24 protein-coding genes are annotated in these 23,956 nt (G+C 73.0%); 9 read left to right on the top strand and 15 right to left on the bottom strand.

The genetic code is table 11. The features are described 5' to 3' along the window. From V2J85_RS37560 to V2J85_RS37540, 5 genes are all read right to left on the bottom strand, one after another. Positions 1–2,382: WXG100-like domain-containing protein (locus V2J85_RS37560; RefSeq protein ID WP_474064971.1), on the bottom strand; the 2,382-nt coding region annotated here is incomplete at its 3' end. A gap of 161 nt (positions 2,383–2,543) precedes the next feature. After that, positions 2,544–3,053: a hypothetical protein gene (locus tag V2J85_RS37555; RefSeq protein ID WP_261951591.1), complete on the bottom strand. Its 510-nt coding sequence runs from the start codon at positions 3,051–3,053 to the stop codon at positions 2,544–2,546. 108 nt (positions 3,054–3,161) lie between these two features. Beyond that, on the bottom strand, positions 3,162–3,626 hold the full coding sequence (locus tag V2J85_RS37550; protein ID WP_330824081.1) for a hypothetical protein: 465 nt from the start codon (positions 3,624–3,626) through the stop codon (positions 3,162–3,164). 126 nt (positions 3,627–3,752) lie between these two features. After that, positions 3,753–4,550, bottom strand: a complete 798-nt coding sequence (locus V2J85_RS37545) for a maleylpyruvate isomerase family mycothiol-dependent enzyme (RefSeq protein ID WP_261951593.1) — start codon at positions 4,548–4,550, stop codon at positions 3,753–3,755. Between the two features lie 19 nt (positions 4,551–4,569). Beyond that, a complete protein-coding gene (locus V2J85_RS37540; RefSeq protein ID WP_261951594.1) occupies positions 4,570–6,486 on the bottom strand; it encodes an APC family permease in 1,917 nt (638 codons plus the stop codon). Between the two features lie 475 nt (positions 6,487–6,961). Here V2J85_RS37540 and V2J85_RS37535 point away from each other — a divergent pair, with 475 nt between their 5' ends. Then, the gene (locus V2J85_RS37535; RefSeq protein WP_330824080.1) at positions 6,962–7,471 is read left to right on the top strand and encodes a hypothetical protein; all 510 of its coding nucleotides are present in this window, start codon (positions 6,962–6,964) and stop codon (positions 7,469–7,471) included. Positions 7,472–7,543: 72 nt separating this feature from the next. Here the strand turns inward: V2J85_RS37535 and V2J85_RS37530 are convergent, their stop codons facing one another. From V2J85_RS37530 to nirB, 5 genes are all read right to left on the bottom strand, one after another. Then, positions 7,544–8,488: an oxidoreductase gene (locus tag V2J85_RS37530; RefSeq protein WP_261951596.1), complete on the bottom strand. Its 945-nt coding sequence runs from the start codon at positions 8,486–8,488 to the stop codon at positions 7,544–7,546. A 132-nt stretch (positions 8,489–8,620) separates the two neighbouring features. Next, entirely contained in the window at positions 8,621–8,917 is a 297-nt protein-coding gene (locus V2J85_RS37525; RefSeq protein WP_315975482.1) for an ArsR/SmtB family transcription factor, read from the bottom strand. Between the two features lie 113 nt (positions 8,918–9,030). Then, positions 9,031–9,531 (bottom strand): SRPBCC family protein, encoded by a 501-nt coding sequence (locus V2J85_RS37520; protein ID WP_261951598.1) that lies wholly within the window; start codon positions 9,529–9,531, stop codon positions 9,031–9,033. A 104-nt stretch (positions 9,532–9,635) separates the two neighbouring features. Beyond that, entirely contained in the window at positions 9,636–10,070 is a 435-nt protein-coding gene (gene nirD / locus V2J85_RS37515; RefSeq protein WP_330824079.1) for a nitrite reductase small subunit NirD, read from the bottom strand. Next, entirely contained in the window at positions 10,067–12,718 is a 2,652-nt protein-coding gene (gene nirB, locus V2J85_RS37510) for a nitrite reductase large subunit NirB (protein ID WP_330824078.1), read from the bottom strand. The genes nirD and nirB overlap by 4 nt, the downstream gene beginning before the upstream one ends. Before the next feature lie 158 nt (positions 12,719–12,876). Here nirB and V2J85_RS37505 point away from each other — a divergent pair, with 158 nt between their 5' ends. Genes V2J85_RS37505 through V2J85_RS37495 form a run of 3 tightly spaced genes read left to right on the top strand, consistent with a single transcriptional unit; the run spans position 12,877 to position 15,429 of the window. Next, positions 12,877–13,317, top strand: coding sequence for a hypothetical protein (locus V2J85_RS37505; protein WP_330824077.1), 441 nt, complete (start codon positions 12,877–12,879; stop codon positions 13,315–13,317). Further along, positions 13,314–14,723, top strand: coding sequence for a sensor histidine kinase (locus V2J85_RS37500; protein ID WP_330824076.1), 1,410 nt, complete (start codon positions 13,314–13,316; stop codon positions 14,721–14,723). The genes V2J85_RS37505 and V2J85_RS37500 overlap by 4 nt, the downstream gene beginning before the upstream one ends. A gap of 40 nt (positions 14,724–14,763) precedes the next feature. Further along, complete coding sequence (locus tag V2J85_RS37495; RefSeq protein ID WP_261951602.1) at positions 14,764–15,429, top strand: response regulator; 666 nt, start codon at positions 14,764–14,766, stop codon at positions 15,427–15,429. Here V2J85_RS37495 and V2J85_RS37490 read toward each other — a convergent pair. The 5 genes from V2J85_RS37490 to V2J85_RS37470 are packed head-to-tail and all read right to left on the bottom strand — an operon-like array spanning position 15,393 to position 20,125. Beyond that, positions 15,393–17,477 (bottom strand): glycoside hydrolase, encoded by a 2,085-nt coding sequence (locus V2J85_RS37490; RefSeq protein WP_330824075.1) that lies wholly within the window; start codon positions 17,475–17,477, stop codon positions 15,393–15,395. The two genes, V2J85_RS37495 and V2J85_RS37490, sit on opposite strands and share 37 nt — an antisense overlap. Positions 17,478–17,527: 50 nt before the next feature. Then, the gene (locus V2J85_RS37485) at positions 17,528–17,851 is read right to left on the bottom strand and encodes a hypothetical protein (RefSeq protein WP_330824074.1); all 324 of its coding nucleotides are present in this window, start codon (positions 17,849–17,851) and stop codon (positions 17,528–17,530) included. Between the two features lie 29 nt (positions 17,852–17,880). Beyond that, positions 17,881–19,071, bottom strand: a complete 1,191-nt coding sequence (locus tag V2J85_RS37480; RefSeq protein WP_330824073.1) for a M20 metallopeptidase family protein — start codon at positions 19,069–19,071, stop codon at positions 17,881–17,883. Between the two features lie 11 nt (positions 19,072–19,082). Continuing rightward, on the bottom strand, positions 19,083–19,304 hold the full coding sequence (locus V2J85_RS37475; RefSeq protein WP_261951606.1) for a DUF397 domain-containing protein: 222 nt from the start codon (positions 19,302–19,304) through the stop codon (positions 19,083–19,085). Continuing rightward, positions 19,301–20,125 carry a helix-turn-helix domain-containing protein gene (locus tag V2J85_RS37470; protein WP_261951607.1) on the bottom strand — a complete coding sequence of 275 codons (825 nt, stop codon included), beginning with the start codon at positions 20,123–20,125 and terminating at the stop codon, positions 19,301–19,303. The genes V2J85_RS37475 and V2J85_RS37470 overlap by 4 nt, the downstream gene beginning before the upstream one ends. Before the next feature lie 159 nt (positions 20,126–20,284). On the opposite strand from V2J85_RS37470, the gene V2J85_RS37465 reads away from it, so the two are divergent. From V2J85_RS37465 to V2J85_RS37445, 5 genes are all read left to right on the top strand, one after another. Next, positions 20,285–20,662: a hypothetical protein gene (locus V2J85_RS37465; RefSeq protein ID WP_330824072.1), complete on the top strand. Its 378-nt coding sequence runs from the start codon at positions 20,285–20,287 to the stop codon at positions 20,660–20,662. A 155-nt stretch (positions 20,663–20,817) separates the two neighbouring features. Continuing rightward, positions 20,818–22,143: a ferredoxin reductase family protein gene (locus V2J85_RS37460; RefSeq protein WP_419836869.1), complete on the top strand. Its 1,326-nt coding sequence runs from the start codon at positions 20,818–20,820 to the stop codon at positions 22,141–22,143. Between the two features lie 94 nt (positions 22,144–22,237). After that, positions 22,238–22,438 (top strand): hypothetical protein, encoded by a 201-nt coding sequence (locus V2J85_RS37455; RefSeq protein ID WP_330824070.1) that lies wholly within the window; start codon positions 22,238–22,240, stop codon positions 22,436–22,438. An 84-nt stretch (positions 22,439–22,522) separates the two neighbouring features. Then, a complete protein-coding gene (locus V2J85_RS37450) occupies positions 22,523–23,032 on the top strand; it encodes a hypothetical protein (protein WP_330824069.1) in 510 nt (169 codons plus the stop codon). 113 nt (positions 23,033–23,145) lie between these two features. Beyond that, on the top strand, positions 23,146–23,934 hold the full coding sequence (locus tag V2J85_RS37445) for a sulfite exporter TauE/SafE family protein (RefSeq protein ID WP_330824068.1): 789 nt from the start codon (positions 23,146–23,148) through the stop codon (positions 23,932–23,934). The last annotated feature ends 22 nt before the right edge of the window (positions 23,935–23,956 follow it).

The raw sequence follows: 23,956 nt of genomic DNA, 5'->3' as shown, positions 1-23,956 counted from the left end.
GGTGGTGGGGTTGCTGGACGGAGTGCTGGTGCGGGGCGGGGTGTTGCTGGAGGGGGTGCCGGCGGCGCGGGGCGGGGTGCCGGCCGTCGGGGCACCGGCCTGATGCGGGACGGCGCCCATCATCATCGGGCCGTTGGCCTGGGGGGAGTTGGGCTGGGCCTGGGGGGTGGGGCCGGTGGGGGCCGCGCTGGGGGAGTCGGCGGTGTGCTGGGTGGGCGGAGGGAGGGTGGCGGTGCCTGCGGACTGGGTGGTGACGGTGGTGTCGTCGCCGCCGTCCACGGTCGGCATGGGGTCGCCGGGGGCCGGGTCGCGCTGCTGGATGGGCTGGCTGGACGGCGCGTGCTGGACCGGGGCGCCCTGCGGGGTGCTGAGGTGCGGCACGGAGGGGCGGCCGCCGGCGCCACTGCCGGAGTTGTCGCCGTTCGCGGTGCCGGAACCGTCGTGGGAACCGGGGGAGGTGTCACCGTACGAGGGCGGGTTGCCGGCTACCGCGTCGGTGGCCGGGGAGGGTGCCGCCGGGGTCGGCTGGGTGCCGACGTTGTCGGTGTCCGGACGCGCCGCGTCGGGGGTGTTGTCGCGGGTCGGCTGGGTGCTGATGCCGTCGTGGTCGGGGCGGGCCGCATCCGGGGTGTTGTCGTGCGCGGGTTGGGTGGTGATGCCCTCACTGTCCGGGCGGGCGAAGTCGGGCGTGGTGTCCCGGGTGGGGTGAGTGCTGGTGCCGTCCGTGTCGGGGCGCGCCGCGTCCGGGGTGTTGTCGTGCGTGGGCTGGGTGCTGACGCCGTCGTGGTCGGGGCGCGCCGCGTCGGGGGTGTTGTCGTGCGTGGGCTGGGTGGAGGCGCCGTCCGTGTCGGGGCGGGCCGCGTCCGGGGTGTTGTCGTGGGTCGGCTGGGTGGTGGCGCCGTCGGTGTCCGGGCGGGAGGTGTCCGGGCCGCCGTCGGGGGTGTGGGACGGGGACGAGTCGTGGGACCCGCTGTCGTTGCCGCCGGCGTAGCCCTCGTCGAAGGGGGAGCGCTGGTCCGGGGGCGGCAGCGGCTGGGCCGGGGGGACGTCGTGCCGGGGCTGCGAGCCGTTCGGGGAGGAGTCGGAGCCGTCGGAGGTGGGGGAGTTACCGGAGTGGTTGGAGTTGCCGGCACCACCGGAGTCACCAGAGTCACCAGAGTTACCGGCGTCACCGGAGCTGTGGTCCGAGGCCGGGGTGGTGTCCGAGGGACGGGGGGTGTGGCTGCCGCCGCCGTCGGTGGGGCGGTTGCCGTCCGAGCCGCCGTTGCCCGAGCCGTTGCCGCCGGCCGAGTCGTGGGAGGAGGAGTTGCTGCCGGAGCCCGCGCCGCCGGAGCCGCTGCCGGCACCCCCGTCGCCGGAGCCGCTGTCGTGCGAACCGCCGGAACCCGAGCCGGATCCCGACCCCGCTCCCGACCCGGAGCCGCTACCCGACGACGAGCCGCTGCCAGAGCCCGACCCGGACCCCGACCCGGACCCCGACCCGGAACCGGATCCCGACCCGGAACCGGATCCCGACCCGGAGCCTGACCCCGAGCCGCTGCCGGAATCGTTGGAGTGGCTACCACTGCCGCTGCCGCTATCACTGCCACTGCCGCTATCGCTGCCGCCGTCGCCGTGTTCGCCGCCCCCGTGGTCCCCGCCGCGCCCGGCGGCGTGGTCGAGGCCGCCGCGGGCGCGGTGGCCCGCGCGGTGGCCGGCGCCGTCGCGGAGGCTCTCGCCGAGGGACTCGCCGGTGTTCTTGATCGCGTCGGTGGCGGCGCTCTGGCCCTCCTTGAGGGTCCGGCCGAGGTTGTAGCCGTTCTGCGCGCCGAAGTTCTGGTTGACGGTCTGGGCGATGATGTCCGAGACCATGGCCTCCAGGGCGGAGATCACCGGCTCCTTGGCGGCCTCCAGGATCGCGTCGAGCAGCTGCTTGGCGACCTCCTTGAGGATCTTGCGGACCATCTCGCGGGTGGCCAGGGTCGCCGCCGCGCCGCCGATTTCCGATAGGCCGAGTGTGAAGGGTGCCGCGGCTTGTGCGGCGATGATTTCGGCCGCCAATATCGCCAATTGGACGATCACGGCGATCTTCATGCCGATGACGAGGGCGGCGGCGGCCTCGAAGGTGAAGGCGATGACCTCCGCCGCCTCGCGGGCGTCGTTGAAGTAGCCCGAACCGCCGCCGAACTTGTCCCACGCCTTGCTGAAGCCCTCGATGGAGTCGCCGGCGTTCTGGCTGAGCACGTTCGACGCGGCGGTCGTGCCGGTGGCCTGGTGGCCCTCGACGTCCGCGGCGAACTGACGCCAGACATTGGCGCACTCGATCAGCTTGTCCTCGTCGGCGGTGGGCCAGTTGAAGCCGAGCATCTCGAGGACCCACTCAAGAGCGTTCGGCAGCATCATGGACAAGGTGGAGCTCCCCCGTGAAATTTGCGCATAGCGGCGTGGTGCGGTGCGGGCCTCGCCCGGAGGCTCGCTCGTCAGAAGGGCGGGACCCGGGTCACACAAGGGTGTGACCCGGCAGGGTGTGCGGCCCGGCCAGGCCTGTGGTCCGGCCGGTCGACTCAGTTCTTGGCCGGGTACCAGGCGGTGGTGACGACTTCGTCGGGCTGCTGCTGCTTCGTCGGGTCCTGCCAGGCCTGCTTGTTCTCGACGTGCTGCTTCATCAGCGCTTCGTTGAAGTCCTCGTTCTCCGCGTGGTTCTTGGACATATCGGTCAGCGCCTTGCCGATTTCCTGGAGCTTCGCGGAGAGGTGGCCCATCGACTCGTACATGCCGTCACGCACGCCCTCGTAGGCCACGCCGAACTTCTCGCCGAGGTCGTCGTCCCCCCACGGCGGAGCGCCGTCCTTGCTGTCGAACGTCGTCAGTCCGCTGATGAACTGCTGGCCGAACGACTTCTCCTCCGGCTTGGGCGCCTTCGAGGGGTCGGCCGGCGGGCCCGCACCCAGCGCGCTCAGGCCGTTCATCAGCCGCGCCACGGACTGGTAGAAGTCCTCGCCGAGCTTGGTGAAGTTCGTGCCCTCGGACTTGAGGGACTCCACATCGGTCTGAAAACCGCCTGCTCCGGCCACAACGCCCCCCGCGTTCGTAATGGTTACCCAATGAGATGTTCAAGGTAAAGCTTAGCTGTCGCCGCTGACATGCCGACAGGTGCCGCCGACCCGGCTCCGCCCGGTCTTTCAGGCCTCGGAAGACGGGCGGTAGACCCGGCGGTAGAGGTCCTCGATCTCGGCCGGGGGGAAGTTGGGCAGGAAGGTCACATCGCCGTTCTCCTTGTTGATGACGACGTTGCTTCCACCGGGCGACGCGGGCGGGGCGGTGGGGTCCTCGGGGGCCGGCCAGCCGGCGTGGACGAGGTAGCCGAGGTCGAATTCGTGGACGTGCAGACTGGCGGGGCCGTCGGGCGAACCGACCTCGGGGAAGTGCCGGCGGCCGATGTCGAGCGCCTCGTCCGCATTCGCCGGGACGGGCCGGGGGCCCTCGTCCGCCGCCTGCGGGGGCAGCGGCGGGGGCGTGGGCGGCAGGGACCCGTTGTTCCCCGCTGCCGAGGGGCCGCCGCCCGTCGGGCTGCTGCCACCCGTGGAGTTGCCACCCGTCGGGACGGCCCCCGGCTGGTCGCTTCCCGGCTGGTCGGAATCGGTCATGTTGCTGTCCCCTCGGCGCTGATCCGGTCGATGATGGTCAACTTAACTCACGCGCTGAAGGCTTGATTGGTTCGCCCGAGGGCAGGACCGTCCGCTGGTCGCCCGGGGCGATTGCCGCGCGGAAGCTCACTCGAAGTTGACCAGCGACAGCCAGAACTCCAGCAGGTCCGTATCGCCGGTGACGGTGAAGGCTTCCTGGTCGGAGGAGTGGCGGCCGTAGACGAGGAGCAGCAGGTCGGTCAGCGGGGCGCTGACGGAGACGGCGGCCGGTTCCTTGGCGCGCCGCCAGGCCAGGGCGTCGCCGGTGAGGTCGACGAGCCAGTCGGCGGCGGCCTCCGGTGGGGTGTCCGTGGCGTGGAAGTGGAGCGTGCGGCCGGGGCCCAGGAGGGCGCGCCGGTCGGGGTGGTGGTCGAACATCTCGGGCAGCGAGCCGAGTTCCATCCACTCGTCGAGGGCGTCGAGGGCGACCGGCCGGGTGACGGAGAAGTCGGCGTGCAGGGCGAGGGTGGCGTCGGCCCGGTGGATGACTGTCTCGTGGCACATACGGCGCGCGAAGAAACGGGGGCTCCCGGAGGGCAGCGGGGTCCAGATCCGGGCCTCCGGGCCGGCGGTGCGGAGGGTCGCGGCGAGCAGCTCCGCGCCGTCGATGAGCCAGCCGGCGAGGGCGGTGGGCGGCTCGGTGGTGTCCCGGGAGAGGACGCGCAGGGCGGTGTCGGGCGGGGGTGCGGTGGCCCGGGTCCGTACGACCTCCGCGACCCAGCGGTGGGCCTCGCCCAGGTGGCGCAGCAACTGGGCGAGGTTCCAGTCCGGACAGGACGGTACGGCGGGGCCGAGGTCCGTGTCCTCCTTGAGGGCCGAGCCGAGCAGGAGGGACTGGGTGACGATTTCGGTGCAGTGGCTGTCGTAATCCATGGCGGGACGCATGACGTCACCGTAGGGGCCGTCACTGACCGGAACCGGCTATGACGCCACCAACAGGGTCATTACCGACAACCGGGGCCGTCGACAGCCGGAACCGCAGCCGGCAGATCACCGCGTCCGTGTCGCGGCGGACCGCGTGGGCGACGACCGCGCCGCGCTGGTTCTGCAGCAGCCGCTGCCACAGGCGGGCCGGCTCGGCCTCCGGTATGAGGACGGTGATGCGGGTGCCGGGGCGGCGGGCGGTGAGCTCGGTGACGTAATCGGCGATGGGGCGGCCGAGGGAGCGGGTCGCGGAGGGCAGTTCGAGGAGTTCGACGCCGGGGTTCCACAGCTCCCAGTCGCGGCGCAGCGCCTCGGCGGCCGGGCGGTCCTCGGGGGTGTCGTGGGTGACGGTGACCGCCACGACCTCGTTCCCCAGGGACACCGCCGCGTTCAGCGCCTCGCAGGTCAGCCGGGACAGGTGCGAGACCGGAACGATGACGAGGGAGTGTGCGCGGCGCGGGGGTTCGGGGATCCGGCCGAGGCCCAGGCGGTCGCCGATCCGTGCGTAGGCCCGGTGCACCGCCTCGAAGGCGAGGACCAGTACGGGCAGGGCGATGACGACGAGCCAGGCGCCCTCGGTGAACTTGGTGGCGGTCACGACCAGCGCCGAGACGCCGGTGAGCAGCGCCCCGCACCCGTTCAGCAGGGCCTTGCCGCGCCAGCCGGCGGAGCGTTCCAGGCGCCAGTGCCGGACCATGCCGACCTGGCAGAGGGTGAAGCCCACGAAGACGCCGATGGCGAAGAGCGGGACGAGGGTGTTGACGTCGCCGCCGGAGAGGGCGAGGAGGACCGCGGCGGCCGCGGCCAGCGCGAGCACGCCGTGCCGGTGGACCTGGCGGTCCGCCTTCAGGCCGAAGACGTGCGGCAGGTGGTTGTCCCGGGCGAGCAGCCCCATGAGGACGGGCAGCCCGCCGAAGGAGGTGTTCGCGGCGAGGGCGAGGAGCACCATGGTGGCGAACTGGACGACGTAGAACGCCCAGTTGTGGCCGAGCGAGGCGTCCGCGAGCTGGGCGAGGACGGTGACGCCCTCGACCGGCTGGAGGTGGAACCGGCCGATCAACACGGACAGGCCGATCAGCATGACGCCGAGCAGGGCACCGAGCGCGACCTCGGTGCGCTGGGCCCGCCGGGCGGCCGGGGCCCGGAAGGACGGCACCGCGTTCGCCACCGCCTCGACGCCGGTCAGCGCCGAGCAGCCGGCCGCGAACGCCTTGAGCAGCAACAGGGCGCCCACGGCGGTCGCGTGGTGGGCGACGACGGAGGCGTGGCCGGCCGCGGTGACGGTGGAGGCGGGCGCGTCGCGGAGGAGGCCGGCCACCACCATCGCCAGGACGGCACCGATGAAGACCGCGGTGGGGACGAGGAACGCCTTGGCCGAGTCGACGATGCCGCGCAGGTTCACCCCGGTGATCAGGACCAGGACGGCCAGGCAGATCCCCACCCGGTCGGCGTAGAGGCCGGGGAAGGCCGAGGTGAGCGCGGCCACCCCGGCCGTCACGGACACCGCGACGTTGAGGACGTAGTCGAGGACGAGGGAGGCCGCGGCGACCAGGGCGGCGCGGCGGCCGAGGTGGGTCCGGGCCACCGCGTACGAACCGCCGCCGTTCGGGAAGGCGGCGATGACCTGCCGGTACGACGCGACCAGGACGGCCAGCAGGGCGGCGATGGCGAGCGTGACCGGAAGCGTGAAGCCGAGCCCGTGACCACCCGCCGCGGCCAGGACCAGCACGATCGCCTCGGGCCCGTACGCGACGGAGGCCATGGCGTCGAGGGAGAGGGCGGAAAGGCCCTGGAGCGCGGTGAGGCGGTGGCGGGCGTCGGGGTCGGGGGCGGCGGAGGGCGCGACGGCACCACGGACGGTGTCCGGGCGGCCATCGGGCTGGGACACCGTCGACATCGTGCGTCGTACCTCCGTGTGCGGTGCGGGGCAGTGGGCTCCGCGGTGCGCTGTGCTGTGGCTGTGCGGGGTGTCCGACTGGACCAGGCCAGCGTGCGGGCCGCGGCGGAGGTCCACGAGCGGCCTTGGCGCCTCCTTGGCGCACGAAAGGACGTTCTTCACGGGTCCTTGACGGCCCCGCCGCCGCTGCCCGACGGCAGGCACCCGTCGCAACGGCCGGATCCCGCGCCCCGCATGGCCGCTTTCCGGTGCCCGTGTCAACGCCACGTCATCGTCGCGTCAAGGTTCGGCGCGACCGCATCAGTGCCCTGTAAACGCCTGGGGAGGGCACGGTGCGCCGCCCTAGCGTCGAGGCATGGGACGGCGACGGGGCCTGGGGCCCGGCTTCACGAGGGACGGGGACGACGCAGGCGAGGACGGTGGACGACGGGTCGCGTGGCGGCGGCCGGTCGCCCGGTCGGCGATCCCCCCGCCCATGCCCGCCAACCGGACCGTCCACGACCGGACCTGGCTGCCCGAGCTGCGCGCCACGCTCTGCTGCACGGCCGGGCTGCTCCTCGTCATGCTGCTGGTCGACCTCGCCAACGGGACGCTCACGCCGTGGCGCGCCGGGTGCTGGGTGGCCGTCGCGCTGGTGCTGTTCGCGGTCCTCTACCCGCCACGGGTGACCGCCGGGGACGGCTGGCTGCGGTCCCGTGGGCTGCTGTGCGGGCACCGGGTCGAGACCGACCAACTCGTCGTCGTACGGCGCACCGACGGCATGGCGCCGCGGCTGGTGCTCCGCGACGCCCGGGGCGGCCGGGTCGAGCTGGACCCCAAGGTCCTCAGCGCCAACCCCGTGCTGTGGCACCGCCTCGACCAGGGGGTCCGCCGCTCCCGCGAGCGCGGACTGCTGCGCTGCGGGGCGGCGACGCTCCAGGTGCTGGCGGACCGGATCGATCAGGACGGCGCACGGGCGGTGTTCGAGGCGTCCGGGCTGGAGTGAGGGCCAGCGGCTGAAGCGTGGGTTCCGGGAGTGAGCGCCAACGGCCGATGCGTGGGCTCCCGGAGTGCGTGCTCAGCCGGACGGGTGGGCCGCGGAGAAGTCGTAGTGCACGCCGGTCAGTTGCTCCGAGGCGGCCCAGAGCCGCTCGCCGTTCGCGTCCTGCTTCGTCCAGGGGGCGCGGAAGGACTGCGCCGGGGCGCCGCGCAGCCCGTTGCGCGGACCGACGAAGGAATCCGGCCGCATGTGCGGGGCGGTGGCCGCGCACAGGGTGCCCAGCGCGCCGCCCTCCGCGGGCTGGGCGATCAGGCGGTTGCCCAGCTCGATGACCCGTTCCGCCGAGTTGCGGCCCTCCATCCGGGCACCCGCGGTCTGCAGGTTCGTGGCCGCGTAACCGGGGTGCGAGGCGGCCGCGACGAGCGGTGAACCGGCCGCCGCGAGCCGTCGGGCCAGCTCGTGGACGAAGAGCAGATTGGCGCTCTTGGAACGGCCGTAGGCGATCCAACGTCCGTAGGAACGCTCGCCGTTGAGGTCGTCGAAGTCCAGGTCGGCGAGGGCGTGCAGCATGCTGGAGACGGACACGACGCGGGCTCCCGGGGTGGCCAGCAGCCGGGGCAGCAGCAGGCCGGTGAGCGCGAAGTGGCCGAGGTGGTTGGTGCCGAACTGCATCTCGAAGCCGTCGGCGGTGGTGCGGTACGGCAGTGCCATCACGCCCGCGTTGTTGACGAGCAGGTCGAGGCGGTCGCCGGTGAAGCCGTCGAGGGTGGCCGCGAAGTCCCGCACGGAGGACAGGTCGGCGAGGTCGAGCGGCCGGAACTCGGCCTTCGCGGCGGGTACTTCGGTACGCAGCCGGTCCAGGGCCGCCTTGCCGCGCGAGGCGCTGCGGCAGGCCAGCACCACGCGGGCGCCGCGGCGCGCCAGTTCGCGTGCGGTGATGTAGCCGATGCCGCTGTTCGCGCCCGTGACCACCGCCGAGCGGCCGGTCTGGTCGGGGATGTGGCGGGTGTTCCACCGGGTCACGCCTGCACTCCTCCCTACGGGGCCGGCGGCCGAGGGGCGTTGGGCCAGCGGCCGACGAGCCGACGGAGCATCCACCCTACGCCCGAGTAGCCCGGCCCGCGGCGGCGGGCCCGGGGCCGCCCCGCGCGGCCCTCACTCGCCCTCCGCCAGGCGCTTGATCGCCGCCAGGCGGGTGTCCCAGGTGGCGGCCAGCCGGTCCATCCACCGGGCGGTGATCCCCAGCCGCTCCGGTACGACCCGGTAGCGCGCCTCCCGGCCCGCCCGGTGGCCGACGACCAGCCCGGCCCGGTCCAGGATGCCGAGGTGCTTGACGATGGCCTGGCGGCTGACCGGCAGTTCCGCCGCCAGGACCGTGGCGGTCGCCTCGCCGTGCGCGGCGAGGGCGTCGAGTATCCGGCGGCGGGTCGGGTCGGCCAGCGCGGCGAACACCTCCGACGCGGCGTCGGCGGGTGGCTCCCCGTCCGCCGCCCTGCCGTCCGCCGCCCTGCCGTCCGCCGCCCTGCCGTCCGCCGCCCTGCCGTCCGCCGTCCTGTCGTCCGTCGTCATGCCGCGAGCCGCTCCGCGTACTGCCGGACGTTCTCCATCTGGCCGGTCCAGCCCTCGGAGTGGCTGTCGTACCCGGCGGTCTTGATCCGGTCCTCGGGGATCTCGATCTCGGCGAAGCCGGTCTCCACGACCCGCAGGCGGGTACCGCCGTCGCCCTCCGGTGTCAGGGTGAACTCGACGAGGGTGGAGTTGCCCTCGACGGCCACCTCGCCCGGGTGGGCGCTGGCCCAGCGGTACGAGAAGCGGTGCGGCGGGTCCACGGTGACGATGGTGGTCGGGAACCGGCCGTACTCGCCGTGGTCGAGGTGCATGATCCCGCCCGGGCGGAGGTCGACCGGGGTCGGTTCGCCCTGGCCGAACCACGAGCCGACGTGCTCGGGCTCGGTCAGGACCGCCCAGACCCGCTCGACGGGCGCGGCGATGCTGATCTCCCGCTCGATGCGGTTGCGCTCGCGGTCGTCGCCGCGCTTGTCGGTGCTGTCGCTGTGGGTGCTCATGAGGTGCCTCCTGGCGTTCCGGCGGTTCTCCCTTGCGCTACGTGCTACCCAATGGTTGCACGTAGCGGAGGGAGGTGCAACCAGGAGGTTGCGTGACGTCTCGGTCAGTCGTTGCTCCGCACCCGCACGCCGTACACCGGAACCGACACCGACGGATCGTCGAGGCAGTCGCCCGACTCCAGGTCGAAACGCTGCTTGAGCAGGGGCGAGGCCACGAACGGGCGGCCGTCGGCGCTGCCGGTCAGGCCCCGGGAGAGGACCTGGGCGCCGGTGAACGGGTCGCGGTTGCCGATCGCGTACGGCCGGCCGGCCCGGTCCGCGAAGAGCGCGGCCTGTGTGCCGTCCGGGAGGAGGGCGGCCACCCCGCGCCCCGGGGTGAGGTCGTCCGGCGTGCAGACCGGGAGCCAGCCGCCCTCCGGGCCGCGGATCTCGACGAAGGCGGTCGCCGTGCCGTCGGACGTGCCGGTGGCGGTACCGGTGGTGGCTTCCGGGAAGGCGGGAGCCGCTTCAGGGGAAACGGTGGTGGTCATCAGGCTCATCGGGCAGAGGTCCCTTCCAGAGTGCGAACGGGCAGGGTCGGTCCGGCCAGCAGCGTCAGATCCGGCTTGACCTGGTCGCGCTCCGGGACGAAGCGGACGGACGGGTCCGGCGCGCCGGGCGCGTTGACGAACGAGACGAAGCGGCCCAGCCGTTCGGGGTCGGCGAGGGTCTCGGCCCATTCGTCGCGGTAGTGGGAGACATGGGCGGCCATCAGCGCCTCCAGTTCGTCGCACAGCCCGAGGGAGTCGTGCACGACGACATCGCGTACGTGGTCGAGGCCGCCCTCGATCCGCTCCAGCCAGGCGGAGGTGCGCTCCAGGCGGTCGGCGGTGCGGATGTAGAACATCAGGAAGCGGTCGATCAGCCGGATCAGTTCGGCGTCGCTCAGGTCCTGGGCGAGCAGATCGGCGTGGCGCGGGGTGGCACCGCCGTTCCCGCCGACGTAGAGGTTCCAGCCGCCGGCCGTGGCGATCACGCCGAAGTCCTTGCCGCGGGCCTCCGCGCACTCCCGTGCGCACCCGGAGACCGCCGACTTCAGCTTGTGCGGTGCGCGCAGCCCCCGGTAGCGCAGCTCCAGATCGATCGCCATCCGGACGGAGTCCTGGACGCCGTAGCGGCACCAGGTCTCGCCGACGCACGACTTCACGGTGCGCAGCGCCTTCCCGTACGCGTGGCCCGACTCGAAACCGGCGTCCACCAGGCGCGCCCAGATGGCCGGCAACTGGTCGACCCGGGCGCCGAAGAGGTCGATCCGCTGGCCACCGGTGATCTTCGTGTAGAGGCCGAAGTCGCGCGCCACTTCGCCGATGACGATGAGCTTCTCCGGGGTGATCTCACCGCCCGGGATCCGCGGCACGATCGAATAGGAGCCGTTCCGCTGGAGGTTGGCGAGGAAGTGGTCGTTGGTGTCCTGGAGCGCCGCCTGCTCACCGCCCAGTACGTAGCCGTCGGCCCCGACCGACGGGGCGAGGGAGGCCAGCACGGAACCGATCGCGGGCTTGCAGATCTCGCAGCCCTCGCCGCCGCGCGCCTCCTCCCGGCCGTACGCGTCCAGCAGTTCGCCGTACGAGGTGATCCGGCGGACCCGGACGATCTCGTAGAGCTCGGCGCGGGTGTGCGGGAAGCAGCCGCACAGGCCCTGGTCCTCGGACTGCGGCAGCAGCTGGCCGATCAGCTTCACGCAACTGCCGCAGCCGGTACCGGCCTTGGTGCACTGCTTGACCTCGGGGAGGGTGGCGCACGCCTGGATGGCGTCCTTGGTGACGTTGTGGCAACTACAGATCACCGCGTCGCCGGGCAGCGCGTCCGGGCCCAGCGCGGCGCCGCCGCCCTCCGCGAGACCGGCCGGCAGCACCAGCTGCTCCGGCGCCACCGGGGGCACCGTGCCGGTCAGCGGGCGCAGCGCGCCGTACGCGTCGGCGTCGCCGACCAGCACCCCGCCCAGCAGCGCCCCGTCGGCACCGATCACCAGCTTCTTGTAGACGCCACTGCGGGCGTCGGAGTAGACCACGTCGAGACAGCCGTCGGCGGCGCCGTGCGCGTCCCCGAAGGAGGCCACGTCCACGCCGAGCAGCTTCAGCTTGGTGGACAGGTCGGCGCCGGTGAATCCGGGGCGCTCCCCGGCGGGCTCCGTCGGCTCCTCGGCGAGGGCGGCGCGCTCGGACAGTCGCTCGGCGAGGTCCGCGGCCGCCACCCGGGCCATGTCGTAGCCCGGCGCGACCAGCCCGTAGACCCGGCCGTCGACGGCCAGCGCGCACTCGCCGATGGCGTAGACGGCGGGGTCCTCGGTGCGGCACTGCGCGTCGATGACGATGCCGCCGCGCTCCCCGACGGGCAGCCCGCAGTCCCGGGCGAGCTGGTCGCGGGGGCGGACGCCGGCCGAGAAGACCACCAGGTCGGTGTCGATGCGGGAGTCGTCCGACAGGCCCATGGCGGTCACCGCCCCGGCCTCGTCCGCGACGATCTCCTTGCCGCCGACGCCGGTGTGCACCGTGAGGCCCATCTCCTCGACCGTACGGCGCAGCGCGCGGCCGCCGCCCTCGTCGACCTGGAGCGCCATCAGCCGCGGCGCGAACTCCACGATGTGGGTGCGCAGTCCGAGGCCCTTGAGCGCACCGGCCGCCTCCAGGCCGAGCAGTCCGCCGCCGACCACCACGCCGGTGCGCGCGTTCTTGGCGTACTCCTCGATGGCCAGCAGGTCGTCGAGGGTCCGGTAGACGAAGCAGCCCGCGCTGTCCTTGCCGGGCACCGGCGGGACGAACGGATACGACCCGGTGGCCAGCACCAGGGCGTCGTAGCGCACGGTCCGCCCCGAGCGTGCGGTGACCGTGCGGGCGGCCCGGTCGACGCCGGTGGCCGGGTCGCCGAGGAGCAGTTCGATGCTGTGCTGGGCGAGGAAGTCGGGATCGGTCAGGCTCAGATCGTCGGCGCTGCGGCCGGCGAAGTACGAGGTCAGCTGGACCCGGTCGTAGGCCGGGCGGGTCTCCTCGCACAGGACGACCACCCGTGCCCGTTCGGTGACACCGCGGTCGGCGAGCTCTTCCAGGAAGTGCTGGCCGACCATGCCGTGGCCTATCAGGGCGATGGTGGGGGCGGTGTCCGGTGAGGTGGCCCGTGCGGCGTCCGGGAGCGATGGAGTGGAGGTCATGGTCGTCAGCGTGCGGTGCCGCTGTTACCCGCCGGCATCTGGTCTGTTTCCCGGGCGGAACGCCTGCCTCAGTGCGGTGGTGGGGGGCGTGTGAGGCGGGGGCCCCGGTGAGTACCCCTACTCATGCCGCCCTGGGGTCCGCCCGCCATCATGGGCGCATGAAGATACCGGGGACACCTACGGCGGCCGCCGCCGTGCTGCCCGTGGCCTTACCGGTCGCGGTGTGGGGGCTGCTGGGACAGGACGACTACCAGGGCGTACCGCCGTCCCGGCTGGACTATTTCGTCCGGCCCCCGGAGCTGCCGCCGGGCCTGGACACCGCGCTGGGCGTGCTGGCCCTGACCGCCGTGGTGGTGAGCGCGGTGGCGCTGGCCCGTGCCACGTGCCACCACGCCTTCGACCGCCGCTGGTGGCAGGTGCTGTCCCCGCTGCTGGCGGCCGGGCTGCTGGCCGGCTGGGGGTGGCGGGTGCTGACCGCCGGGACCATCGGCGCGAACATCGGGGCGGGCGTCGTCCTGATGGCCTTCGGCCCGGTGGTGGCCGCGCTGGTGCTGATCGCCGCCGGCCGCGGGATCTGGCTCGCCCGGCACCCCGGTTGAGTACGACCCTGCCGGGCACCGCGGGCTCCACGGGCCCCGCGCCCCGGGCCCGCCCCCTGCGCACCGTCCTCACCGCGCCCTTCCTCCCCCGCAGCCTCGCCGCCGTGGCCCACGCCCTGCTCGCCGCGCCCCTCGCGCTCTGCGGACTGGTCCTGGTACCGGCCGGGCTGGCGCTGGGCGCGGTGCTGTCGTGGACGGCCCTCGGGCCCTGGCTGCTCGCGCTGACCGTACGCGGTGCCCTCGGCCTGGGCGGTCTCCAACTGGCCCTCGTACGGCGCCTGTTGGGCGTGGACATCGAACCGGCGGGGCGGCGCGTCGCGCGCGGGGCGTTCGGCTGGCGGCGCGCACTGCTCGGCGACCCGGCCGGCTGGCGGGCCGTCGCCGCCGCGCTGCTCGCCCCGTTCACCGCCCTGCTGCCGCTGCTCGCCGTCCTGGTCGGCTACGTCTACGGCCTGCTGGCGCTCGCCCACCCCGTGCTGCGCCGCTGGAACTACGTCACCCTGCGCGGCGCGGACGGCTCGGTGCGCCGGGTGTCGCTGCAGATCCACGGTGTGGAGTTCGACAGCTGGCCGCGCTGGACCGTGGTGGTCGCCGCCGGAGCGCTGCTGGTGCTGCTCGCGCCCTGGCTGGTGCGCCGGGCGGGCGCGCCGCACCGGCTGCTGTTGCGCGCCCTGCTGGGGCCGAGCGCCGCGGAGGCCCGTATCCGCACCCTGGAGGAGACCCGCGCGCACGCCGTCGACGACGCCGTGGCCACCCTCCGCCGCATCGAACGCGATCTCCACGACGGCACCCAGGCCCGGCTCGTCGGCCTGGGCATGCACCTCACCCTCATCCGCGAACTGATCACCCAGGACGCCGACCGGGACCGGCTGCTCGCCGTGGTGGAGACGGCCCGGAGCAACGCCACCCAGGCCGTCACCGATCTGCGCCACCTCGTCCGGGGCATCCATCCGCCCGCGCTCGACCAGGGCCTGGAAACCGCGCTGGCCACCCTCACCGCGGACGCCCCGCTGCCGGTCGCCCTGCACACCGCCCTCGGCCCGCGCCCCTCCCCGGCCCTGGAATCCCTCGCCTACTTCTGCGCGGCCGAACTCCTCGCCAACGCCGTCAAACACAGCGGCGCGTCCCGCGTGACGGTGGACGCACGGACCGAGGGGCAGGGGTCGGAACCGGGCCCGGAAGGCACCACCGGCCCTGCGGGCGCCGCCCCCGACGGGGCCCTCCTGCTGACCGTACGGGACGACGGGCGCGGCGGAGCGGTGGTCGGCGCGGGCACCGGCCTGACCGGGCTGCTGGGCCGGATCCGTACCGTCGACGGCACGCTGGCCTGCGACAGCCCGCCCGGTGGCCCTACGGTGATCACCGTCCGCCTCCCGTACCCGGCAACCGGCCGGGCAGCCACGTGACGGCGGGCGGGGCAGACACGACGACCCGACGGGGGACCCCATGCGCATCGTCATAGCCGAGGACTCCGCGATCCTGCGCGAGGGCCTGGTCCAGCTGCTGGAGCTGCGCGGGGTGACCGTCGCGGCCGCCGTCGCGGACGCCGAGGCGCTGCTCGCGGCGGTCGCCGCCCACCGCCCGGACGCCGCCGTGGTGGACATCCGCCTGCCGCCCGGCCATACGGACGAGGGCCTGCGGGCGGCCGTCCGGCTCCGCCGCGACCACCCCGGCACCGGCGTGCTGATCTTCTCCCAGTACGTGGAGACCGCCTACGCCGACCGGCTGTTCGGCGCGGGCTTCGCCGGCGTCGGCTACCTCCTCAAGGAACGGGTCATGGACATCGGCGAGTTCGTGGCCGCGCTGGAACGGGTGGCGGCCGGCGGCACCGCGCTGGACCCGGACGTGGTGTCCCAGCTGTTCGGCGCGAGCCGCCGGTCCCGGGCGCTGGACGCGCTCACCCCGCGCGAGCACGAGGTGCTGTCCCTGATGGCGCAGGGCCGCACCAACCAGTCCATCGCCACCGCCCTGACCGTCTCCGAGCGGGCGGTCGAGAAGCACGTCGCCCATGTCTTCGCCAAGCTCGGCCTCCCGCCCTCGGAGACGGACCACCGCCGGGTGCTCGCGGTGCTGCGCTACTTGGAGGCCGCGGGTCCCGCCGGGGTGAGCTGAGCCGGGCACAGCCGGCGCGGCCGCGCGTCGGTGCGCAGCTCGGCGTCGACGCAGCCGGCCGGCAGCCCGTCGTGGGCGGTGCTGCCGAAGTTGGCGGTGACGGTCAGGGCGCCGTCGCCGAAGACCGTGCGCTGGACGCTGCGGTCACCGGTCAGCCACCGGAAGGACGTCATCCGCTCGGTCCCCGCGGCCCGGTGCAACGGCGCGAAGTACCGCTGCAGCGCGGCGAGTTCAGCCCCGTGCTCGGTCAGCGACGGCCCGTCCAGAACGTAATTCAGCGGCGTGTTGTAGAGCATCGCCAGCAGCGCCCGGGTGGTCTTCTGCGCCGGCAGCTTCTCGTACGACAGCTCCCAGCGCTCGGCGTTCACCAGCGAGCCGTGCAGCGCGGTCTCGTACAGCGGCACCCGGTACTTCGGGTCGTACATCGCCTTCGCCAGGCCGGCCGGCAGCCGCACCGGCTTGAAGAACGCCGTCGGCGCGTTCTCCGGGTAGTAGCCGCCCCAGGTCGGCTTGTCGCGCTCCAGCTTCCACAGGCCGTCGGCGACCGGGGTGCCCGAGCCGTGGTCGTACGCGAGCACCTCGTTGGCCCACGGCTGGGCCGACTCCGAGCCCAGCACGAAGTCCCGGGACAGGCGCCGCATCCGGGCCAGCCGGTCGGCCCGGTCGCCCGCCTTCGTCATCTCGTGCCCCGCGGCGTGGTCCCGGAAGACCTCCCCGGTCGCGTCGACGTCGAGGAAGTAGCTGTCCGCCCCGTTGGCGGTCATCGTGCGGGTACGGTCGGCGAGGTAGTGCTTCGTCGGCTCGGCCTTCTCGAAGGCGCGCGAGCTGAGGTAGCAGCCGCGCCCGCCGAAGCCGGTCTCCGGGGTGCCGTCCGCCTTTCGTATACAGAAGTCGGGATACACCCGGTCCGGCCACGCCGAGGTGGGACTGTCGGCGGTCTTCGGGTCCTGCCCGTTGGCGAACGAGTCGTACGGGCCGACGAGATAGCCCGCCTTCTTGGCGGCCCGCACCGCCGCGGCGTCCATCGGGTGGGGCCCCGAGTCGTACCCGAGCCACATCCGGTCCACCCCCAGCCGCTTGAGCCTGTCGACCCCGGCGGCGGTCCGCGCCTCCCCCCACACATACGCGTGGAACGCCCCGAGCAGCTTGGCGTTGGCCGGGTTCTGCCGGATCTTCCGCCGCAGACTGCCGAGCTGCCCGCGCTGGGCGAGATACGCCCGGTAGTCGGCCGCCGGCGCGACCGGATCGCCGTCGGTGAGCGCGAACGAGACGTCGTACTCCCGGGTCCCCTCCCCGCCGTCGAACGCATGGACGGCGGTACTCCGCAACCGCCCACCCACGGACGTGAACCGCAACGACGTCCCGATGTCCGTCGGCACGAGATAACTCACCCCGTGCCCCCGCCCGCCGGAACTCCCGCCGGCCCCCTGGGAGCCGTCCAGCGCATAGCCCCACAACGGCAACGCCAGCTCCGCCCCCACATCCACGCTGCTCCCGGCCAGCCCGCCCTTCTCCGCCCCCGCATTCCAGAACGCGTCCCGCACCGGAATGTCCAGCCCTTCCCCGCGTGGCAGTTGGACGGACGAGGCGGCCCGGTCGGTCCCGGTCACCGGCCAGCTGACCGACCCGTCACGCTCCGACCGCAGCCGGATCCGCAGCCGCCCGTGCTCCACCCCGGCCGTCACCGCCAGCCCCTTCGCGGGATAGCTCCAGCGCGCCCCGTCCGCCGTACGCGTCACCGGCCCCGGCTTCCCGAGCCCGCCCCCGGCCGCCTCGGACCACACCATCCGCCGCCCGTCCCCGGCCCGCGCACTCACCGCGAGCGTCCCGGTGTCCACGACGGCGGTACCACCGGCCACGGGCAACTCCAACTTGCTCCCCCGCAGCGTCCCGGCGGCGGCACTGTCACATCCGCTCAGGCCGAGGGCGGCCGAGGCGAGGGCGAGGGAGGCGGCGAGGGCGCGGGTGGTCCGGCGGGCCCGCGGGGACCGGTGAAGGGCGCCGCGCGAAGGGGAGTTGGGGTCCCCGGAGATCGTGAAAGAGGTCATGGGGACTGGATAGTGAGCGGTCTTAAGAGGCTTCTAAGAGCCGCTCTCAACTACGGGGAAACGCTGGCCCCGTCGCCCGCTTCCCGCTCCTCCTCGGACGGCTCCGCCGCCCCCGAGGCCCGTGCCCGCATCCGCCCCAGCAGCGCCGTGCCCGCGATGACCAGCCCGATGGCGATGACCCGGCCCGCGCGGTAGTAGCCGAGCGCCTGCCCCTGCGCGTCCCCGGGCAGCCGCAGGAACGACCACACGGCCCAGACGACCCCGCCGAGGATCAGCACCATCGCCCCGATCGGTCCCAGCCCCGCCCACCAGGGGCCGGAGTCGTAGGTCCGGTCTTCGGGACGGTGCGGCTCGTCGGGCAGGGTCGGGGCCATGGGGGGATCTCTCCGTACGGGGTTCCGGGTCAGGCCGAGGCGAGGCGTCGCGCCGCGAGTTCGGCGTAGAGGGTGGCGCCGTCCGCCAGTACGGCGTCGTCGAACTCGGCGAGCGGGGAGTGGTTGTTGGGGCTGCGCTCCGGGTCGGCGCCGCGGGGCGGGGCGCCGAGGAAGAGCATGGCACCGGGGACCTCGGCGAGCACGCGGGAGAAGTCCTCCGAGCCCTGGAGGGGCTGCGCCTGCGGTACGTAGCGTTCCTCGCCCAGCGCCTCGCGGACCGCGCCCGCCGCGAAGTCCGCCTCCGTGTGGTCGTTGACGGTGACGGGGTAGACCTCCTGGAACTCCGCGTCCACGGCCACCCCGTAGGCCGCCGCGATGCCGCGGCACACCTCCACCGTGCCGTCCTTGACGCGGGCCTGCGCCGCGTCGGAGAAGCTGCGGACCGTCGCCTCGAAGACCGCGGTGTCCGGGATGACGTTCTGCTTCGTACCGGCGTGGAACGTGCCCACCGTGAGGATCACCGGGTCGAAGACGTCGAAGGTACGGGTGATCCACGCCTGTAGCGCGGTCACCATCGCACAGCCCGCCTGCACCGGGTCCTTGGCGCGGTGCGGCATCGACCCGTGCCCGCCCTCCCCTTGCACCGTCACCCGCAGCGTGTTGGACGCGGCCATCGCCGTACCGCCGCGGGTCCGGAACACGCCGCTGGGCAGCCCCGCCGACAGCACGTGGATCGCGTACGCCGCGGCCGGCCGCTGCCCGGTCGCGTCCAGCAGCCCCTCGGCGAGCATGTACCGCGCCCCGTCGTAACCCTCCTCGCCCGGCTGGAACATGAAGAGGACGTTCCCCGCGAGCCGGTCGCGGTGCGCGCTGAGCAGCTTGGCGGCGCCGGTGAGCATGGTGGTGTGCAGGTCGTGGCCGCAGGCGTGCATCCGGCCGTTGTCGGCGGCGAAGTCCAGACCGGTGCGCTCGGCGACCGGCAGGGCGTCCATGTCACCGCGCAGCAGCACGGTGGGCCCGGGCCGGCCCCCGCGCAACACCGCCGTCACCGAGCTGAGTCCGTCGCCGGTGCGGACCTCCAACGGCAGCCCGTCGAGCGCCCCCAGCACCGTCTCCTGGGTACGGGGAAGATCGAGCCCGGTCTCGGGGATGCGGTGCAGCGTACGGCGGAGCTGGATGAGATCGCCGGACAGCGCCCGGGCGTCGTCGCGGAGGTTCACGGGGGCTCCTTTCAGGCGCCGAACGTCCCTTGCTTCACGGCGAAGATGAACGCGGTCCAGCCGCTGGCGGGGATGACGAGCGCGGGGCCGTCCGGGTCCTTGCTGTCACGGACGGGGACGAGGCCGTGGGGGTGGGTGAGGGTGCGGCTGAATTCGAGGCATTCCCCGCCGTTGCCTTCGCTGTAGGAGGACTTGGTCCACTTGGCAGCTGCGAGATTCAACTCGGGGCTCATGCGCGGTACTCCTTCAGCAGAGTCGTGATCAGGGCCAGTGACCGATCAGGGGCCAACGCATGCGCCCTGAGGAGATCATAATCATCCAAGGCGGAGTCGACCGTTTGTGCGGAATCGTGCATCCTGCCTCCTACCCGAGTCTCTGTGTAGAGCACCGTTGGAGCGTCCGTGAAGCGCAGCACAGTGAAGGGCATGGTGGATGTGGCCGGGATGCCTGCCGAGAACGGCATGACCTGGACCTCGACGTAGGGCGACGCGCCTACCTGCACCAGATAGTCGAGCTGTTCGGCCATGACCTCAGCGCCACCGACGACGGTTCGCAGACATGCCTCGTGAAGGATGACCCACAGGGATGGCGGAGCGTCCCCGTCGAACACCTCACGTCGTCGTAGCCGTGCGGCGACCTTGTCCTCAATCCCCTCGGCGCTTGTCCGAGGGTTCGATCCGCGGAAAACGGCTCGGGCGTAGCCTTCCGTCTGAACAATGCCGGTCATGAGGTTCGTCGAATAGGCCAGTATCCGCGACGCCTTCCGCTCCAGCCGCAGATAGGGAACGAACCACGACGGGTGGTCGCCTTCGTCGATCCTGCGCAGCAGCCCCGCGAAGAGCCCGTTCGTACCGAATGCCATGTCGCAGCCGCTGGCGAACTTCTCGCTGGCCTTCAGCTTTCCGGACTCCACCATGGAGACGTACGCGTCGGTGTAGCCCGTTGCGTTGCCTAAATGTTTCTGGGTGAGTTTGCGTCCCAGGCGTACGCGACGGACGTCCTGGCCGAATCGCTGTAGCGGATTGAAGAGTTCGGGTGGGGTCGTCTCGTCCAATGCCGTGACCTCTCCTCATGTGATCGCAGCCAGTAGCTGCGCAGGTCATCGCCCTAAGCGCAGGCGCTTAAGTAGTGCCATTCTATTGCCCGTTGCGTTGCCAGCGTGACCGAATGGCTACATCCGGTTACCTCGCAACGGAGCCCCAGGAGGCCGCTCATGACGGACGACACCCCCACCACCTCCACCCCCCGACTCCTCCCGTGGACGAGCCCGGAAGGGAAGCCCTGCCTCGTTCTCGGGGACGGGACCGGGTTCATCTCCCGGCTCGCGGACGACATCGAGGCGGAGCAGCTCTGCTACACCGCCGAGTTGCGCAAAGAGGCGCGGCGGCTGCTCGACGGGCGGAGCTGGACGACCGGGGAGCTCCAGTTGCTGACGGTCGAGCTGACCGAGGCGCTCGACGCGGTGCACCGGATCGCGGAGAGCCGGGGCGAGCGGCTGGTTCTTAACCAGCGGTCAGGCTGTCCTCAAGGCTGCCTTAAGGAACCGGAATTGGGGCCTGACCTGGTGTTTCGCGGCGTCGAACGGCCGTAGTTTGTCGGCCTGTGAGCACCCCCACCCACCCTCGCGCCCGGGACGGCGCCCCGCATTCGTCCCCCGTCCATCCGCTCTACTCGCGGCTGGCCCCCCGGCCCGTATCGATGCCCGCACCGCCGTCCGCACCTCCGGCCACGCCGACGCCCGTGCCGATGCCCGTACCGGCGCCCCCGCTGCGTACCTCGCCGCGGGCCCTGCGGGCCGGGCTGGCGGGTGGCGCAGCCGTGGTCGTCGGGCTCTGGCTCGTGCAGGCGGAGCCCTCGGCGCGGCTCGATGCGCTGTTCGCCACCCTCGCGCACCTCAGCGGGCTGCTCGCGGCGTACGGCGTGCTGGCGATGCTGCTGCTCATGGCGCGCGTACCGGCCGTCGAGCACGGGGTGGGTGCCGACCGGCTGGCCCGCTGGCACGCCCTCGGCGGCCGGTACGTCCTCGGGCTGTGTGGCACCCACGCCCTCTTCGCGCTGTGCGGTTACGCGGCCCACACCGGTGCGGATCTGCTCGCCGCCACCGGTGGCCTGCTCGGCTACCCGTGGCTCGCCGCCGCGGTGGTGGGCACCGGGCTGCTGGCCGGGGTCGGGGTCACCTCGGCCCCTGCGTTCCGCCGCCGGGTCCGGCACGAGACCTGGCGTGCGGTCCATCTGCTGACGTACGCGGCCGTCGCGCTCGCCTTCGGCCACCAGCTCTCCGGGCCCGATCTGGCCGGCAGCCCGTTCGCCGGCTGGCTGTGGACGCTGCTGCACACCACCGTCGGCACCCTGCTGGTCTGGTACCGGCTGGTCGTACCCGTACGGCAGGCGCTCCGGCACGACCTGCGGGTCGCCGAGGTGCGGACCGAGGGGCCGGGGGTGGTCTCGGTCGTCATACGGGGGCGCGGACTGGAAGCGTTGCGGGCCGAGCCGGGGCAGTTCTTCCGCTGGCGGTTCCTGGACCGGCGGCTGTGGCGGACGGCGCTGCCGTTCTCGCTCTCCGCGCCGGTACGCGAGGACACGCTGCGGATCACGGTCAAGGCGTGCGGCGACCACACGCGGCGGGTCCGGCGGCTCCGGCCTGGGGTACGGGTGCTGGCCACCGGTCCGTTCGGCGCGCTGACCGCCCACCGGCGGACCCGCCGCAAGGTGCTGCTGCTCGCCGGAGGTGTCGGCATCACGCCGATGCGGGCGTTGTTCGAGACCCTGCCGGGCGGGCCCGGTGATCTCACGCTGCTCTACCGGGCGGGCAGCGCCGCGCAGTTGGTGCTGCGCGAGGAGCTGGAGGGGATCGCCGCGGCGCGTGGGGCGGCCCTGCACTATCTGCTCGGCCCGTCCGACGGGCCCTTCGATCCGCTGGCCCCGCGCGCGCTGTGCAACCTCGTGCCGGATCTGGCGGAGCACGACGTCTATCTGTGCGGCCCGCCCGGGATGGCGCGGGCCGCGATCACCGCCCTGGAGCGGGCGGGCGTGCCCGCGTCCCGTATCCACACCGAGCACTTCACGTTCTGAGCCCCCCGGCCGCGCACCCGTCCCTCGGGCCGCCGGCCCGTGAACCGTTGACTGTTGGCCGTTGGCCGTTGGCCGTTGGAAGGATCCGTCGTTCATGGCGAAGCACCGCAAGCCGCACCCCGCCCCCGTCGTTACCGTATGGGCCCGCCGTCAGCTCGTGGCCTGGCTGGCCGGGGCGAGTGCGCTGAGCGCCACGCTGCTGTCGCTGACGGTCTCCCCGGCGGCCCCGCCCGCCCCGGACCGGGCACCGGCCGGCCACAGTGTCCCGGACCCGCAGGCGGCCCCGCCCCGCTGAGGGCCGACGGACCGGGGGCGGAACCGTCATCATCGGGGAAGGCACGGCCCGCATCCGGGCACATCGAGGACATCGGGGGATGACGTGCACAGCTTCTACGTGTTCGAGGGCTCGCTCTGGCAGGGCGGCGGTGGTTGGGAGCACCTTGAGGTGTGCAGCGACCTCGAAGAGCTCGACGCCTCGGTCGCTTACTACGTGCGCACGGGTTCGTGGGCGGTCGGCGATGCGTTCGTGGTCAGGGTGTACCAGCGCGGGGAGCTCCTGGCGGAAAGGGAGCTGGGCCCGTTCGTGACGGTGAAGGTCCCCGGGCTGACGGCGATGCGGTCCGCGGCGGACATGCGGATCAGCGGCGGTGTACCGGAGCCCGGTGGGCGGTACGACGGCATGGAGGAGTACGCGATCTGGGAGGACCTGCCCCAGGACATGTACGAGATCGCGACGGAATCTCCCGAGCGCATCCAGGTGAGCGTCGACCGGGACGGCCTTGCTCTGCCGGAGCTGGTCCCTCCTGTGCTGCCGCCGGGGGGCGGTGTCGTGATCGACGGGCGCGAGTTGCCCTACGGCCGCACCTCGACCCTGGACGGCTGCCTCTGATCCCGCGGACGTACGCCCCTCCCGCGGACGCATGCCCCTCCCGTCCCGGCGGTGTTCGTCACAGCGGCCGTAATTCCGGGCCCGGTCCGCAACCCACTTCTTAAGATCAGCCGGTGCCCGCTGACATATCGCTCTTCGCCCTGACCCTGCTCTGCCTGGCCGCGCTCGCGGCGGGCTGGATCGACGCCGTGGTGGGTGGTGGCGGGTTGTTGCTGCTGCCGGCCCTGCTGGTCGGCCTGCCGCACACGCCCGCCGCGTACGTCCTCGGCACCAACAAGTCCACCGCCATCGTGGGCACGACGGCCGCCGCGGTCACCTACGTGCGCAAGGCGCCGATCGATCTGCGGACCGCGCTGCGGATCGGGCTGGCGGCGATGGCCGGCTCGCTGGGCGGGGCGTTCTTCGCGGCCGGGATCAACAGCGAGGTACTGCGCCCGCTGATCATGGCGGTGCTGCTGGCGGTGCTCGCCTTCGTCCTGTTCCGCCCGGCGTTCGGGACCGCTCCGGCGCCGTCCGGCCCGGTCACCCGGCGGCGGGTGCTCGCCGCGGTCCTCGTCGCCGGTCTGGGCATCGGCTTCTACGACGGCCTGATCGGGCCGGGGACCGGTGCGTTCCTGGTCATCGCGCTCGCCGCGCTGCTGCACATGGACCTGGTGACCTCGTCCGCGACGGCCAAGGTCGTGAACGTCTGCACCAACGTCGGCGCGCTGACGATGTTCGCCGTCCAGGGCACCGTGCTGTGGCAACTCGGCGCGCTGCTGGCCCTGTTCAACCTCGTGGGCGGCATGGTGGGCGCCCGGATGGCGCTCAAGCGCGGGGCCGGGTTCGTCCGCGGGGTGCTGGTGGTCGTGGTCGTCGCCCTGCTGTGCAAGCTGGCGTACGACCAGTGGATCGCGGTCTGAGGACGAACGGTGAGGCCGAGGA

Origin of the sequence: Streptomyces bugieae (assembly GCF_036352915.1) — a bacterium.
Classification (GTDB): Bacteria; Actinomycetota; Actinomycetes; order Streptomycetales; family Streptomycetaceae; genus Streptomyces; species Streptomyces endophytica.
This window is presented reverse-complemented; position numbering and strand designations above follow the sequence as displayed.